12 protein-coding genes are annotated in these 13272 nt (G+C 71.8%); 8 read left to right on the top strand and 4 right to left on the bottom strand.

Going from position 1 to position 13272, the window contains the following annotated elements:
* Positions 1 to 93: 93 nt before the first annotated feature.
* Positions 94 to 1485, top strand: a complete 1392-nt coding sequence (locus IEY73_RS18850) for a DUF2254 domain-containing protein (protein ID WP_189080564.1) — start codon at positions 94 to 96, stop codon at positions 1483 to 1485.
* A 7-nt stretch (positions 1486 to 1492) separates the two neighbouring features.
* Positions 1493 to 3232 carry a chloride channel protein gene (locus IEY73_RS18855; protein WP_189080565.1) on the top strand — a complete coding sequence of 580 codons (1740 nt, stop codon included), beginning with the start codon at positions 1493 to 1495 and terminating at the stop codon, positions 3230 to 3232.
* Between the two features lie 150 nt (positions 3233 to 3382).
* Here the strand turns inward: IEY73_RS18855 and IEY73_RS18865 are convergent, their stop codons facing one another.
* Both IEY73_RS18865 and IEY73_RS18870 read right to left on the bottom strand, forming a co-directional pair.
* Complete coding sequence (locus IEY73_RS18865) at positions 3383 to 3613, bottom strand: hypothetical protein (RefSeq protein ID WP_189080566.1); 231 nt, start codon at positions 3611 to 3613, stop codon at positions 3383 to 3385.
* 111 nt (positions 3614 to 3724) lie between these two features.
* Positions 3725 to 4222: a MarR family winged helix-turn-helix transcriptional regulator gene (locus IEY73_RS18870; protein ID WP_229715953.1), complete on the bottom strand. Its 498-nt coding sequence runs from the start codon at positions 4220 to 4222 to the stop codon at positions 3725 to 3727.
* 150 nt (positions 4223 to 4372) lie between these two features.
* Here IEY73_RS18870 and IEY73_RS18875 point away from each other — a divergent pair, with 150 nt between their 5' ends.
* From IEY73_RS18875 to IEY73_RS18890, 4 genes are all read left to right on the top strand, one after another.
* Entirely contained in the window at positions 4373 to 5719 is a 1347-nt protein-coding gene (locus IEY73_RS18875) for a cation:proton antiporter (protein ID WP_189080567.1), read from the top strand.
* Between the two features lie 47 nt (positions 5720 to 5766).
* Positions 5767 to 6687, top strand: a complete 921-nt coding sequence (locus IEY73_RS34240) for an ion transporter (protein ID WP_306661505.1) — start codon at positions 5767 to 5769, stop codon at positions 6685 to 6687.
* A 178-nt stretch (positions 6688 to 6865) separates the two neighbouring features.
* Positions 6866 to 7240: a BON domain-containing protein gene (locus IEY73_RS18885; protein ID WP_189080568.1), complete on the top strand. Its 375-nt coding sequence runs from the start codon at positions 6866 to 6868 to the stop codon at positions 7238 to 7240.
* A gap of 86 nt (positions 7241 to 7326) precedes the next feature.
* Positions 7327 to 7773, top strand: coding sequence for a CBS domain-containing protein (locus IEY73_RS18890; RefSeq protein WP_189080569.1), 447 nt, complete (start codon positions 7327 to 7329; stop codon positions 7771 to 7773).
* A gap of 52 nt (positions 7774 to 7825) precedes the next feature.
* Here the strand turns inward: IEY73_RS18890 and IEY73_RS18895 are convergent, their stop codons facing one another.
* Positions 7826 to 9115: an ArsB/NhaD family transporter gene (locus IEY73_RS18895; protein ID WP_189080570.1), complete on the bottom strand. Its 1290-nt coding sequence runs from the start codon at positions 9113 to 9115 to the stop codon at positions 7826 to 7828.
* Positions 9116 to 9265: 150 nt separating this feature from the next.
* The gene (gene nhaA / locus IEY73_RS18900; protein WP_189080571.1) at positions 9266 to 10567 is read right to left on the bottom strand and encodes a Na+/H+ antiporter NhaA; all 1302 of its coding nucleotides are present in this window, start codon (positions 10565 to 10567) and stop codon (positions 9266 to 9268) included.
* A 402-nt stretch (positions 10568 to 10969) separates the two neighbouring features.
* Here nhaA and IEY73_RS18905 point away from each other — a divergent pair, with 402 nt between their 5' ends.
* Together IEY73_RS18905 and IEY73_RS18910 are read left to right on the top strand one after the other, a co-directional pair.
* A complete protein-coding gene (locus IEY73_RS18905; RefSeq protein ID WP_189080572.1) occupies positions 10970 to 11938 on the top strand; it encodes a hypothetical protein in 969 nt (322 codons plus the stop codon).
* 132 nt (positions 11939 to 12070) lie between these two features.
* Positions 12071 to 13120, top strand: coding sequence for a glucose 1-dehydrogenase (locus IEY73_RS18910; RefSeq protein WP_189080573.1), 1050 nt, complete (start codon positions 12071 to 12073; stop codon positions 13118 to 13120).
* The last annotated feature ends 152 nt before the right edge of the window (positions 13121 to 13272 follow it).

Consider the following 13272-nt stretch of genomic DNA (forward strand, 5'->3'; position numbering starts at 1 on the left):
GCGGAACGCGCCGGGCATGACGCGCCGGGCATGAGATTCGCGGCAACGGGGAAACGCCAGGCTCGTTTGGTCCTGTGCGGGAGAGGGGTGACGATGCACCAGCGATGGGGTGTGATCAGCGACGCATGGCGTACCCGGTTGTGGCCGTTGCCGACCCTCGGCGTGCTGCTCGCCGTGGGACTGGGCATCGGGCTGCCGTTCCTGGACGGCCACGCCCGCACCGGGATGCCCGGCTGGCTGGTCGGCTACCTGTTCGCCGGCGGTCCGGAGGCGGCCCGGACCGTGCTGTCCGCGCTGGCCGGCTCGCTGATCACCGTCACGTCTCTGACCTTCTCCCTGACCGTGGTGACGTTGCAACTGGCCAGCGGCCAGTTCTCGCCGCGGCTGCTGCGCACCTTCGCGCGGGACCCGGTGGTGCAGGCCTGCCTGACGGTGCTGCTCGCCACCTTCACGTACGCGATCACGGTGCTGCGCACGGTACGTGGCTCGACCGAGGACCGTACGGCGTTCGTGCCGCAGATCTCCGTCACCGTGGCGTACGTGCTCGGCGTGGCAAGCGTGTTCGCCCTGGTGATCTTCCTGGCGCACATCGCCCGGCAGATCCGTGTCGAAGGCATGCTGCGCGAGGTGCACGCGGAGACCCGGGTCACCATGGACCGCGTGCTGGCGGGCTCGGCCGCGCCGGAGGCGTCCGGCTTTGCCGACACGCCAGGCGTGCCGTCCGATGCGGTGCCGCTGTGCATCGACGCGTCCGGCTTCTTCACGTACGTCGACGAGGCCGCGTTGCGATCCGCGGCGACCGCCGCCGGGGCGGTCGTCTACCTCGACCGACTGCCGGGTGATGGTCTGGTGGCCGGCGTCCCGGTGGCCGCGGCCTGGCCGGCTCCCGGCGAGCCGCCGCTGACCGACGACGCCCGCGCCGACCTGCAACGGTGCCTGTGCGCGGCGCTGCACACCGGGTTCGAACGCACCGCCGCGCAGGACGTGGCGTTCGGGCTGCGCCAGCTCGTCGACGTCGCCGTCAAGGCGCTGTCGCCCGGCGTCAACGACCCGACGACGGCCGTGCACGCCCTCGACCACATTGCCGCCCTGCTGGTCGAGCTCTCCCGGCACGACCTGCGTCCGCGGGTGCTGTGCGACGCGGACGGCACCACCCGGGTGGTGGTGCGCCGCCCCGGCTTCGCCGAGCTGCTCGACCTGGGCGTGGCGCAGCCGCGCCGGTTCGGCGCCGGCGATCCCGAGGTGCTGTTGCGGCTGTTCGCGCTGCTGCGCGAGTTGGCCTGGGCGACCGGGTCACCCGATCACCACCGGGAGATCGCCGGTCAGCTCACCCGCCTGCTCGGCACGGCCGAACAGCAGTCGTTCGACGACGCGGAACGGGACCGGCTGCGCCAGGAGGCGGCGGCCGTGCGGCTCGCGCTGGCGGGCATCTGGCGGTGGAACGCGTCACCCGTCTCGCCGTCGCCGGGTGCCTTCATGCAATGATTGCACTATGCACCGAAACCTTTCTCCGGCCCGGTGGTGGGCCTGGCTGCGCGGCACCACGGCCGGACTCCAACTGCTCGCCGTCGCCGTCGGTTTCGGTGCCGCCCTCGGCGCGGCGGCCTTCCGCTGGCTGATCGCCGCCGCAACCCGGCTCTTCTCCGGACACGACGACTACGCCGCGGTCGCCGGAGCGGCCAACCCGTTGCTGCCCTCCTGGGGGCGATGGTTCCTGCTGCTCGTGCCGGTGGTGGCCGGCCTGATCTACGGCCCTCTGGTCTATGCGTTCGCCCGCGAGGCCCGCGGCCACGGGGTGCCCGAAGTGATGTACGCCGTCGCCGAGCGCGGCGGCCGCATCCGCCCCCAGGTGGCCGTGGTCAAGGCCCTGGCGAGCGCGGTCTGCATCGGTGGCGGGGGATCGGTCGGCCGCGAGGGCCCGATCGTGCAGATCGGCTCCGCGCTCGGCTCCAGCCTCGGCCAACTGGTCCGGCTGCCCGAGTCGCGGCTGCGCATCCTGGTCGCCTGCGGCGCCGCCGGCGGCATCGCGGCGACCTTCAACACACCGATCGCCGGGGTGTTCTTCGCCCTCGAACTGATCCTGGCCGACTTCGCCGTCGAATCCTTCGCCGCCGTGGTGCTCGCCGCCGTGGCCGCCTCCGCGCTGAGCCGCGCCGCGTTCGGCGACCACCCCTTCCTCACCCTGCCGGCGTTCAGCATCTCCAGCGGGTGGGAGTACCTGTCGTACGCGGTCCTCGGCCTGCTGGCCGCCGGGGCGGGCGTTGGCTTCTCCCGCGTGCTGTACTTCATCGAGGATCTCTGCGACCGGCTGTGGCGCGGCCCGGAATGGCTGCGACCCGCCGTCGGCGGCCTGCTGCTGGGCGGGTTCCTGCTGGTCCTGCCGCAGATGTACGGCGTGGGCTACCCGGTCCTGGGCGCCGCCGTGGACGGCGGGTACACCATCGGCTTCCTGCTCATCCTGCTGGTCGGCAAGATGGTGGCGACCAGCCTCACCATCGGCATCGGCGGCTCCGGCGGGGTGTTCGCCCCGTCGCTGTTCATCGGCGGCATGCTGGGCGAGGCCTTCGGCCTGGTGCTGCACTCCATCAACCCGGCGCTGGCCGGAACGCCCGGAGCGTTCGCGCTGGTCGGCATGGGCGCGGCGTTCGCGGGTGCGGCCCGCACCCCGCTGACTGCCGTGCTCATCATGTTCGAGCTGACCGGCGAGTACACCATCATCTTGCCGCTGATGCTGGCGATCGCGCTGTCCGCGGGTGTCTCCAAGCTGATATCCAAGGACACCATCTACACCCGCAAGCTGGTCCGGCGCGGCATCGACCTGCACGCTCCGGACCGGACGCTGGCACGGGTGCCGATCTCGTCGGCGACCCGGCCGGTGCCGCCACCGCTGGACCCGGACGCGTCCCTGGAAGTGGTGACCTCCCGGTTCGCCGAGGAGGAGGGGTCGGCCCTGCCGGTGGTGGGCGACGACGGCGAACTCCTGGGCATCGTGCTGGCGATCGATGTCGAGCGAGCGGTGCAGGACGAGGCGGAACAGGTGTGCGCGGCCGACCTGGCGCGATCGGTGCCGATCCTGGAGGAGACGCGGTCACTGGACGACGCGCTGTCCGAACTGACCCGGCACGGCGGCGCGGGCCTGCCGGTGCGCGACGCGACGGGTTGCCTGTCCGGCTGGCTGACGCATCGGGACCTGCTGCGGGCGGCGGCGGGGGCACGACGCGCGGCTCGCTGACCCCGGGTGCGCGCCTGCCGATGGTTGCCCAGGGTGAGGTGGGCCCGCGGGTGGGCCAGCAGGTTGCGGTACCAGTCTGCCCGCGGGCCGAAACCGGACGCCACGACCACGTGGTGGCCCCGGCGGATCGACCGCTCGCACCGCCGCCGGTCAGTGTGCCGGCGTGGGGCGCTCGCCGGGGCCGGCGTGCGGGGACCCGTCCGGCTCCGCCGGGGGCGTCGCGTGGTGCCTGCGCAGGTGGGTGAGGCCGTCGACGATGCCGAGGAGGGTCTCGTTGAACCAGTCGTAGCTGGGAACGGCGACGCGTTCGGCGCGGTCGTGCAGGTTGCGCGGCGTGGTGGTGTCGTCGATGCGGGGGATGTCCGGCCGGTAGTCGCTCATCTTGTCCTCCCGGGCGCGGGTCGGCACGCGGCGCCCGGATGGCGGGACGCGCCGGCTCGACAATTCATTGCACAGTGCCATTATTGCACGCTGCGCAGAGGCCCGCACGGATCAGACCGCGATCTCGCTCTCCTCGCCGTCCGCCCAGCCCAGCCACCAGTCCTGCTCCGGCAGTTCCCCGGACGCCTCGGCGAACGCCTGCAGCGCCGCCGTCACCGGCGGGCCCCAGTGCTCGGCCGTCGCGGCGACGATCGCCGTCAGTTCCTCGCGGCGGGCGCGCACCACCTGTTCCACCAGCTCGCGGCCCGCCGGGGTGAGCCGCAGGCGCACCACGCGCCGGTCGGAGGGCGTGCGCGTGCGGCGCAGCAACTGCTTGCGGACCAGGCGGTCACACATCCGCGTGCCGGTGGAGGGGGCCACCTTGAGCTCCGCGGAGATGTCGGCGGGCCGCTGGGGGCCGCGCATCGCCAGGACCATCAGGGCTCGGAACTGGGGGAGCGTCACGTCCGCGTCGATGCCGGCCAGCGAGCGGGCGGTGATGCCCACGAAGGCGCGACTGGCCATCATCAGGGCGGAAACGGTGCGCTGCGTGTCCTCGGTTGCAGGCATCCGCACATTATTGCGCAGTGCAACGAGGAGGCCCTGGAACGCGCGCGGTGCGTTGCCCGGCGCGCGGCTCCACTACTCTGTTGCCTGGTGGAACCGCCCGCGAGGGGGTAATCGGCTGGCCCAGGCCGCCGGGGAACAGGAGGATTTCGGGTGCTGCTGCTGGCCTTCGCCGCCGTTCTGCTGCTCGCCGTGCTGATCTCCGCGCTGGCGGGACGCACGATCCTGTCCACCGCGGTGCTCTTCCTGGGGGCCGGGTTCCTGCTCGGCCCGCAGACGACCGGCGTGTTCGACGTGACTGCCGACACGCCGATCGTCAGTGAACTCGCCGAACTGGCTCTGTTCGCGGTGCTGTTCACCGACGGCATGCGGGTGGGCTGGGCGGACCTGCGCATGGCGTGGCGGCTGCCCGGCCGGGCGCTCGGCTGGGGCCTGCCGCTGACGCTCGCGGTGACCGCGGTCGCCGCGCACTACGTGGTCGGGCTGGGCTGGGCCGAGTCGCTGCTGATCGGCGCCATCCTCAGCCCGACCGACCCGGTGTTCGCCTCCGCCCTAGTGGGCAACGAGAAGGTGCCCCGGCGCCTGCGGCATCTGCTGAACGTGGAGTCCGGCGTCAACGACGGCCTGGCCCTGCCGTTCGTGATCATCTTCCTGGCCGCGGCCAGCAGCTCCGAGCATCTGCACCTGGGCGAGCTGGGCTTGGAGATCGTGCTGGGACTGGTCATCGGCATCGTGGTCCCGGTCGCGGCGATCCTGCTGGAGCGGTCCCGGCTGTTCTCCGCCTCTCCGGCGTACGAGCCGCTGAACGGTCTGGCCATCGGCCTGCTGGTGCTGGCGCTGGCGAAGGCGACGCACGCCAACCTGTTCCTGGCGGCGTTCGCGGCCGGCATCACGGTGGCCACCTTCGGCCCGCGCCAGCGGGAAGCCTTCGAGCACTTCGGGGAGAACATCGCCGAGCTGTTCAAACTCGCCGCGCTGCTGGTGTTCGGCGCGTTGATCTCCCTGCGCTTCTTGGCAGAGATCTCCTGGCAGGGCTGGGTGTTCGCGGTGCTGGCCATCTTCCTGGCCCGGCCGGTCGCGCTGTGGGTGTCGTTCCTGCGCTCCGGGCTGGACATGCGCGAACAGGCCGCGGCCATGTGGTTCGGGCCGAAGGGATTCGCCTCGGTCGTGTACGGGCTGCTGGTCCTGGAATCGGGCATCACCCAGGCCGACGAGATCTTCCATCTGGTCGCGTTGACCATCGTGCTCTCCATCCTGCTGCACTCGTCCACCGACGTGGTGGTGGCGCGAGCCTTCGACGAGGAGTCCGAGACGCCGGCCTGGCACGGCAGCCTGCGGCGCCGGCTGCGGCGCGGACGGCCGCCGGGTGCCGCGGGTGACACCGCACCGGCCGACACCGCACCGGCCGACACCGCACCGGCCGACACCGCACCGGGCGGCGGCACGGAGGCGGCGGACGGTGCGGTGCACGCCGACGCGGCGGAGCCGGAACGACGGTGACCCGGCCGGCGGACGCGACGACGACGGGAAAGGCGGAACCGAGCATCGTGACGACGACTGTGACGACGGCGTCACCGGAACAACAGCCGGGACAGCGGCCCTCGGAGCACCGGCTGGTGCGGTGGGAAAGGGCCACCGCGTACCCGCTGACGATCCTGTCGGTGCTGTTCATCGCCGTGTACGCGGTGCCGATTCTGGCGCCCGGCCTCGGCGGGCCGTGGCGGCGCCTGTGCGAGACGCTGAACTTCGTCATCTGGGGGTTGTTCGGCGCCGAGTACCTGATCCGGCTGGCCATCGCGGCGGACCGCCGCAGGTTCGTCCGCAGCCACTGGTTCGACCTGGTGGTCCTGCTGCTGCCGATACTGCGGCCACTGCGGGCGTTGCGGCTGGTCACCGCCCTGAAGATCCTGAACCAGCGGGCCGAGTCCTGGACTCGGGGACGGCTGGCCATCTACGTGGGCGGCACCACGGTCCTGCTGGTCGCCATCGCCGCGCTGGCGGTGCTGGACGCCGAGCGGGGCCGGCCGGACAGCAACATCGAGACGTACCCGCAGGCCCTCTGGTGGGGCGTGGTCACCATCACCACCGTGGGTTACGGCGACTTCTATCCGGCCACCCTGGAAGGGCGCTTCGTCGCGCTGGCCATGATGATCGCCGGGATCGGCCTGATCGGGTTCGTCACCGGTTCCCTGGCGAGCTGGATCGTCGACCGCATCTCGACCGGTGACCAGCAGGCCTCGGAGGCGACCCGGGGTGACGTGGAGAGCCTGCTGGGGGAGATCCGCGAGATGCGCGCCGAGCTGGCGGGACTGCGCGCCCAGGTGGGGGCCGGGCCGCCGGACGCCGGTACGCACCACGCCGGTACGCACGACGGCGGACCACCGGACTCCGGTACGCACGACCACGCGCAGCGCCGCGCCGCCGCGCCGGAAGACGGGTCTTCGCCACCACCGTCCGTGCTGTCATGAAACCGTCATTCACCCGCGGAGCCAATGCCATGTCGCGGCGCAACGCTGGTGCTCGAAACCTCGCAGAGCCGGAGCCCACACGGCCGGCATCGTGTCCGTCGTCCGGACGCATTCCAGGGCCGAGGCGCTGACATCGCACGACGAGGCGGTCGGGCGATCCTGAGCAGAGGAGCTGACGGTGTTCTACTGGCTGAACCCGGAGGGGTATCCCGACCGATCGACCTGGAACCGGCAGGACGAGCCCGCCTACGACGCGTACGACGAGCTGGAGCCGCCCTCCGCGCTGCGTGACCGGATCGCGGAGAACTGGCGCGACATCGACGAGCGTCTGGTCGACGAGGTGGCCGCCGGCCTGGTGGACGACGTGGCGGTGACCGGCGGGCAGTTGCACCTGTGCGTGCAGAACGGCGTCGTCATCCTGGACGGCACCGTCCAGTCGGAGTCGGTGCGCGCCGCGGCCGTGGCGCGAGCCTGGGCGACCCCGGGCGTGATGGACGTCTGCGACGCGCTGGTCGTCACCCCGATGGCCGCGCGGGGGCACCACGACCGCTGACCGGCGGCCAGGACGGACCGGGGCGGCATGGCGGGGCTGGGCGGGGACGCCTACCGTGGGAGTGACCCTCTCAGAAGGAGCCCGGAATGCGAGCCGCTGACATTGCGGTGCAGATGGCCACGGTCGCCGAGGACATGCCCGCGCGCGAAGCCGCCAAGGTCCTCGCCGGCCAGGATCTGCCCGGCCTGATCGTGGTGGACACCAAGGGACGGCCGATGACCGTGCTCGCCGGCACCCAGGTGCTGCGCATGGCCATGCCGTCGTACTGCCAGGACGACCCGGCGCTGGCCCGGGTGATCGACGAGGCCGCCGCCGACGTCATCCTCAACGGCATCGGCGACCGCACCGTGGCCGACCTGCTGCCCCGGGAGCGTCACGTGCTGCCCGCGGTCGAGCCGAAGGCCACCCTGCTGGAGGTGGCCGCGGTGATGGCCCGGTCCAGCGTGCCGCTGGTCGCGGTGGTGGACGGCGATCAGGTGATGACCGGCGCCATCACGCTGGACGGCCTGCTCGACCACATCCTGGGCACCTGAGACCAGCGCCCGAGATGCCCGGCGCCGGGCATCTCGGGCGGCACGCGTCCGGTCAGAAGAAGCGCAGCCACAGGTACGGCACCGCGAGCGCGACCGAGATGACGGTCACGAGCAGGCCGTACCGGGTGAACTCCCAGAACGAGATGCGGTGCCCGGACCGTTCCGCGATGCCGAGCACGACCACGTTCGCCGAGGCGCCGACGGCGGTGGCGTTGCCGCCGAAGTCGGCGCCCAGCGCCAGCGCCCACCACAGCACCTGCCCCTTGTCCAGCCCGCCGTTGGCCTCCACCAGGTCGGCCACGATCGGGCTCATGGTGGCCACGTACGGGATGTTGTCGACGATGGCGGACAGACCCGCCGACGCCCACAGCAACAGGAGCGTGGCCGGCCAGAGCCGGTCCGCGGTCGCCTCGGTGGCCGCCTTGGCGATGGTGTCGATGACGCCGGTGTTGACCAGCGATCCGACCATCACGAACAGCCCGGCGAAGAACACCAGGGTGGGCCATTCCACGTCGCGAGCGACGTCCTCGGCGTCCAGCCGGGAGAGCGCGAGCAGCAGCAGCCCGCCGAGCAGCGCGACCACCGCCGGCTCGATGTGCAGCACGGTGTGCAGCCCGAACGCGAGGAGCACCGCGGCCAGCACGCCGAGGCTGATGCGAACCAGGCGCGGGTCGCGGATGGCGTCGCGCTCGCGCAGCGACATCACCTGGGCGACCCGCTCGGGGTCGTACCGGAAAGCCTTGCGGAACATGATCCGGCAGACGCCGACCAGCACCACGAGCACCAGCGCGACGATCGGTCCGAGGGTGACCAGGAACTGGTTGAAGCTCAGGCCGGAGCGGCTCGCGATGATGATGTTGGGCGGGTCGCCGACCAGGGTGGCCGCGCCGCCGACGTTGGAGGCCAGCACCTCGGCGATGAGGAACGGCACCGGAGGCACGTCGAGCCGCTCACACACCAGCAGGGTCACCGGTGCCACAAGCAGCACAGTGGTGACGTTGTCGAGCCCGGCCGAGACGATGCCGGTGACCAGGATCAGGATGACCATGATCGGGAACGGCCGGCCACGGGCCTTCTTCGCCGACCAGATCGCGACGAACTCGAACAGCCCGGTCCGGCGCAGCACACCCACGATGATCATCATTCCCATGAGCAGGAAGATGACGTTCCAGTCGATGCCGGCTTCGCCGGAGAAGAAGGCGTGTTCGGCGTCGTTGGCGCCGATGGCGAGCATGATGGCCGCGCCACCGACCGCGACCTTCACTCGATTGATCTTCTCGGTGGCGATCAACACATAGGCGACAACGAAGATCGCTACCGCGATCCAGGCAAGGGCGCTCACCGGGCGTCCTGCGTGACCATGGAATCTCCCGGAAGGTATTCAGGCGTCATCGTCTCGCCGACCAGACTTCCCGGCACGCCCCTGATCAACCTAGCAGCCGTGGCCGGGGCGTACCCGGCTCCGCGGGCGTGGCCCGGCGGCCTGGCCAGGTCATCCGGACACCCGCTGACCCTGGTAGATGTCGGGCACCCCGTCGCCGTCCGCGTCGGCTTCCTCCTGGGCGCACAGCTTGCGGTACTGGCTGTTGCGCACCCGCAGCACGATCGCGGCGAACACGGCGGCCAGCAGTGAGCCGGTCAGCACGCCGATCTTCGCGTACCCGTCGCCGTCCGACCCGATGCCGAACGCGAGCTCGCCGATCAGCAGCGACACGGTGAAGCCGACGCCGCCCAGCAGCGCCAGACCGAACACGTCCCACCAGCTCAGCCCGTCCGCGAGACGCGCGTGCGTGAAGCGTTGCACCAGCCACGCCGAGCCGGTGATGCCGATTGCCTTGCCGAGCACGAGCCCGGCGATGATGCCCAGCGTGATGGGTTGCGCCAGGCTGGCGCCGAATCCGCCGGTGTCCGCGACCGAGACGCCCGCGGCGAAGAACGCGAACACCGGCACCGCCACCCCGGCGGAGACCGGGCGCCAGGCGTGTTCCAGTCGTTCGGCCATGCCGTGCTCGCTGTCCCGGCCGCGCACCGGGACGGTGAACGCCAGCAGCACGCCGGCGACGGTGGCGTGGATGCCCGACTCGTGCACCAGCGCCCAGGCCACCACCGCCAGCGGGATCAGCAGCCACCAGCGCAGCACACGCCGCTGGACGAGCAGGCCGAAGGCGGCGATCGGCAGCACCGCCAGGGCCAGCGGCAGCAGGTGCAGCGACGAGCTGTAGAACACCGCGATGACGAGGATGGCCAGCAGGTCGTCGACCACCGCCAGGGTCAGCAGGAAGGTGCGCAACGACGTCGGCAGGTGGGTGCTGATCACGCCGAGCACGGCGAGCGCGAACGCGATGTCGGTGGCGGTCGGGATGGCCCACCCGGCCAGCGCGTCGCCGCCGCCGCGGGCCGCGACGGCGGCGAAGATCAGCGCGGGCACCGCCATGCCGCCGACCGCGGCGGCCACCGGCAGGGCGGCCCGCCGGGGATCCCGCAGATCCCCGCCGACGAACTCGCGCTTGAGCTCCAGGCCGGCGACGAAGAAGAAGATGGCGAGCAGCCCGTCGGCCGCCCACACCGTCAGGGACAGGTCGAGGTGCCAGGCGGACGGGCCGATCCGGGCTTCGGACAGCCGGTGATAACTGTCCGCGAGGGGAGTGTTGGCCCAGACCAGAGCGATCAGGGCGGCGCCGAGCAGCAGGACGCCGCCGACGGTTTCGGTACGCAGCACGTCGCCGACGCGACGGGCCTCGGCCCAGCTACCGCTGCCGAAGAGACGGGGGGTGCGCGATAAGGGCTTGCCCATGGGCGTGGTCCTCCGAACGGGGGAGTCGTCGATGGCACCGCCGACCAGACTTCCCGGCACACCGCCCTCAAGGTTACGGGATGGATCTCGGCGTCGCCGGTGGCTCGCGGATCCGCGGCGGTGGGGTTCGCCACCCCCTCTGGGGTGCGGCGGTGCTGGCGCAGGCGTGCCCCGGTGGTCCCGCGAGGGGCGCCGCGGGCTCCGTCCGCCGGGCCGCCGACCGTACCGTCAAGCACTCTGAGTGACTCTACCGCTACTGCTTCTCGATCGCGTTGTTCCTGCTCAGCTTGGTAGCATGCCGCGGTTATCTGCTGGCGGCCGGTGCGTTGATCGCCTCGGGACGGGGGTCTGTGTGGACACGAGACCACTGCGGACAGGCCCGCACGGACGGAGCTCTCAACTGTGACTGACAATCGGATGAAGGATCGGGTCAAAGTGATGTTCGCGGCGACGTCCCCGGAGAGTGAGACCTCGGAGCACTCGATCGTCACTCCGCGCACCGGAAACGGCGGCAACCCCGCGCTGCCGAACCAGGCTCTCCAGGTGCTGTCGATGGCGCAGCGCACCGCCGAGGAGCACGTCGTCGGCGCGCAGAAGGAAGCCGACCGGATCCGCACCGACGCGCAGGCCGCGGCCGAGCAGGTGGCCCGGGACGCCCAGGTGCACGCCCACCAGGTGCGTCGCGACGCGGACAAGGTGCTCTTCGACGCGCGCGCCGCGGCCGAGCAGACCGCACGGGAGGCGCGCGCCCGCACCGAGGAGGCCCAGCGCAACGCGGAGAAGATCGTCGTGGACGCCCGCGCGCAGGCGGACGCCATCGTGGCCGAGGCCCGCGCCAGCTCCGAGCACCTGCGGATCCAGGCCCAGCAGCGGTACGAGGACGTGGTCGGCAGCCTCGGCACGAAGCGCGAGGGACTGCAGATGCAGATCGAGGCGCTGGAGCGGTTCGATCATGAGTACCGGGCCCGGCTGACCTCGTTCATGCAGGGCCAGCTCCGCGCGTTGTGGATGGATCAGCCCCAGGTCGGCGTCCAACTGGACGAGCAGGGCGGCCAGCCCGGCGACCGAGACGCCCAGCCGGGTGCGCCGAGCGTGCCACCGGAAGACCAGCGCATGCAGCTCGGCGACCGGGTGGAGGGACCCGAGGAGCCGCCGGAGCGGCAGGTGGCCGGCGGCCCGGTCCAGCACCTCGAACTGGCGGCCCGGCGCGGCGGTCGGCACGGTGCGGCCCCCCGACAGCGGGAGGCGGCGCAGCAGCAGGCCGCGGAGGGTTTGGCCGACGAGGCTGCTCAGCAGGGCGAGAACCCCGAAGCGCAGCAGAACGCGGCGGACGCGCCGGCCGAGGCGACCGCGGAGAGCGACGAGCGCTGATTCCCGGCGCGGGCGCTGACCGTCGGGCCGGGCGCCGATCGTCGGGTACGGCGCCGGGCGGCCGTCGGAGTGTGACGATTCGCCTCCTGGGTAAAGCACCGCGCGTCACCGCGGTACACCCCGGAGGAGATCATGCGCGCACTCACCGTCCAGCCGCTCAGCGCCGACACCGCCGAAGTGCGGGACGTGCCCGACCCGCAACCCGGCCCCGGCGAGATGCTGGTGGAGGGCTTGGCGCTGGGCATCTGCGGCACCGACCGGGAGATCATCGCCGGCGAGTACGGTTGGGCGCCGCCCGGAGCGGACCACCTGGTGCTCGGGCACGAGTCGCTGGGCCGGGTGCGCACCGCCCCGCCGGACAGCGACTTCGCGCCCGGGGACCTGGTGGTCGGCGTGGTGCGCCGCCCCGACCCGGAACCCTGCGGCGCGTGCGCGCGGGGCATGTTCGACATGTGCCGCAACGGTCGCTACACCGAGCGGGGCATCAAACAGCTCAACGGCTACGGCAGCGAGCTGTGGACGGTCGACACCGGCTACGCCGTTCGGCTGGATCCGAGCCTGGAACAGGCCGGCGTGCTGATGGAACCGACCTCCGTGGTGGCCAAGGCGTGGGAACAGATCGACCTCGTCGGCCAGCGATCGTGGTTCGAGCCCCGCCGCGTGCTGATCACCGGCGCGGGCCCGATCGGCTTGCTGGCCGCGCTCATCGGCGTGCAGCGCGGCTTGGACGTGCACGTGCTCGACCTGGCGACCAGCGGCCCGAAGCCGGAGGCGGTCAAGGCCCTGGGCGCCCACTACCACTCGGCCGGCATGGACGAGGTGGTGGCCGGCGGTAAACCGGACATCATCATCGAGGCGACCGGCGTGTCCAAGCTGGTGTTCGAGGCGATGGCGGGCACCGCGGAGTTCGGCATCGTGTGCCTGACCGGTGTCTCGCCGGCCGGACGCAAGGTGAGCGTCGACGTGGGCGCGGCGAACCGGGACATGGTGCTGGAGAACGACGCGGTGATCGGTTCGGTGAACGCGAACCTGACCCACTATGCGGCGGCGGCGGAGGCGCTGGCGGCGGCGGACGCCGACTGGCTGCACCGGTTGATCACCCGCCGTGTGCCGCTGGACCGCTTCGCGGAAGCCCTGCGGGCGGAACCGGACGACATCAAGGTAGTCCTCACCTTGAGCTGACATCGTGGCGCGTCGACCCGTGCCATGGCGCGGGTGCGGCCGTGCGCGGCAGCGGGGGCTGGCAGCGTGGGCGAGTGGGACTGGCGGCACCGATCTTGGACTTTGTGTGCCGGGATGCGCCACCTAGATCCGACATGTCCGACCGTCAACCT

Origin of the sequence: Mangrovihabitans endophyticus (assembly GCF_014646155.1) — a bacterium.
In the GTDB taxonomy this organism is placed as follows: Bacteria; Actinomycetota; Actinomycetes; order Mycobacteriales; family Micromonosporaceae; genus Actinoplanes; species Actinoplanes endophyticus.

What these genes read in the sequence shown, in the direction of transcription:
- IEY73_RS18850 (WP_189080564.1), top strand. Translation starts at nt 94, where the DNA reads ATGCACCAGCGATGGGGTGTGATCAGCGACGCATGGCGTACCCGGTTG.
- IEY73_RS18855 (WP_189080565.1), top strand. Translation starts at nt 1,493, where the DNA reads ATGCACCGAAACCTTTCTCCGGCCCGGTGGTGGGCCTGGCTGCGCGGC.
- IEY73_RS18865 (WP_189080566.1), bottom strand. Translation starts at nt 3,613, where the DNA reads ATGAGCGACTACCGGCCGGACATCCCCCGCATCGACGACACCACCACG.
- IEY73_RS18870 (WP_229715953.1), bottom strand. Translation starts at nt 4,222, where the DNA reads ATGCCTGCAACCGAGGACACGCAGCGCACCGTTTCCGCCCTGATGATG.
- IEY73_RS18890 (WP_189080569.1), top strand. Translation starts at nt 7,327, where the DNA reads ATGCGAGCCGCTGACATTGCGGTGCAGATGGCCACGGTCGCCGAGGAC.
- nhaA (WP_189080571.1), bottom strand. Translation starts at nt 10,567, where the DNA reads ATGGGCAAGCCCTTATCGCGCACCCCCCGTCTCTTCGGCAGCGGTAGC.
- IEY73_RS18910 (WP_189080573.1), top strand. Translation starts at nt 12,071, where the DNA reads ATGCGCGCACTCACCGTCCAGCCGCTCAGCGCCGACACCGCCGAAGTG.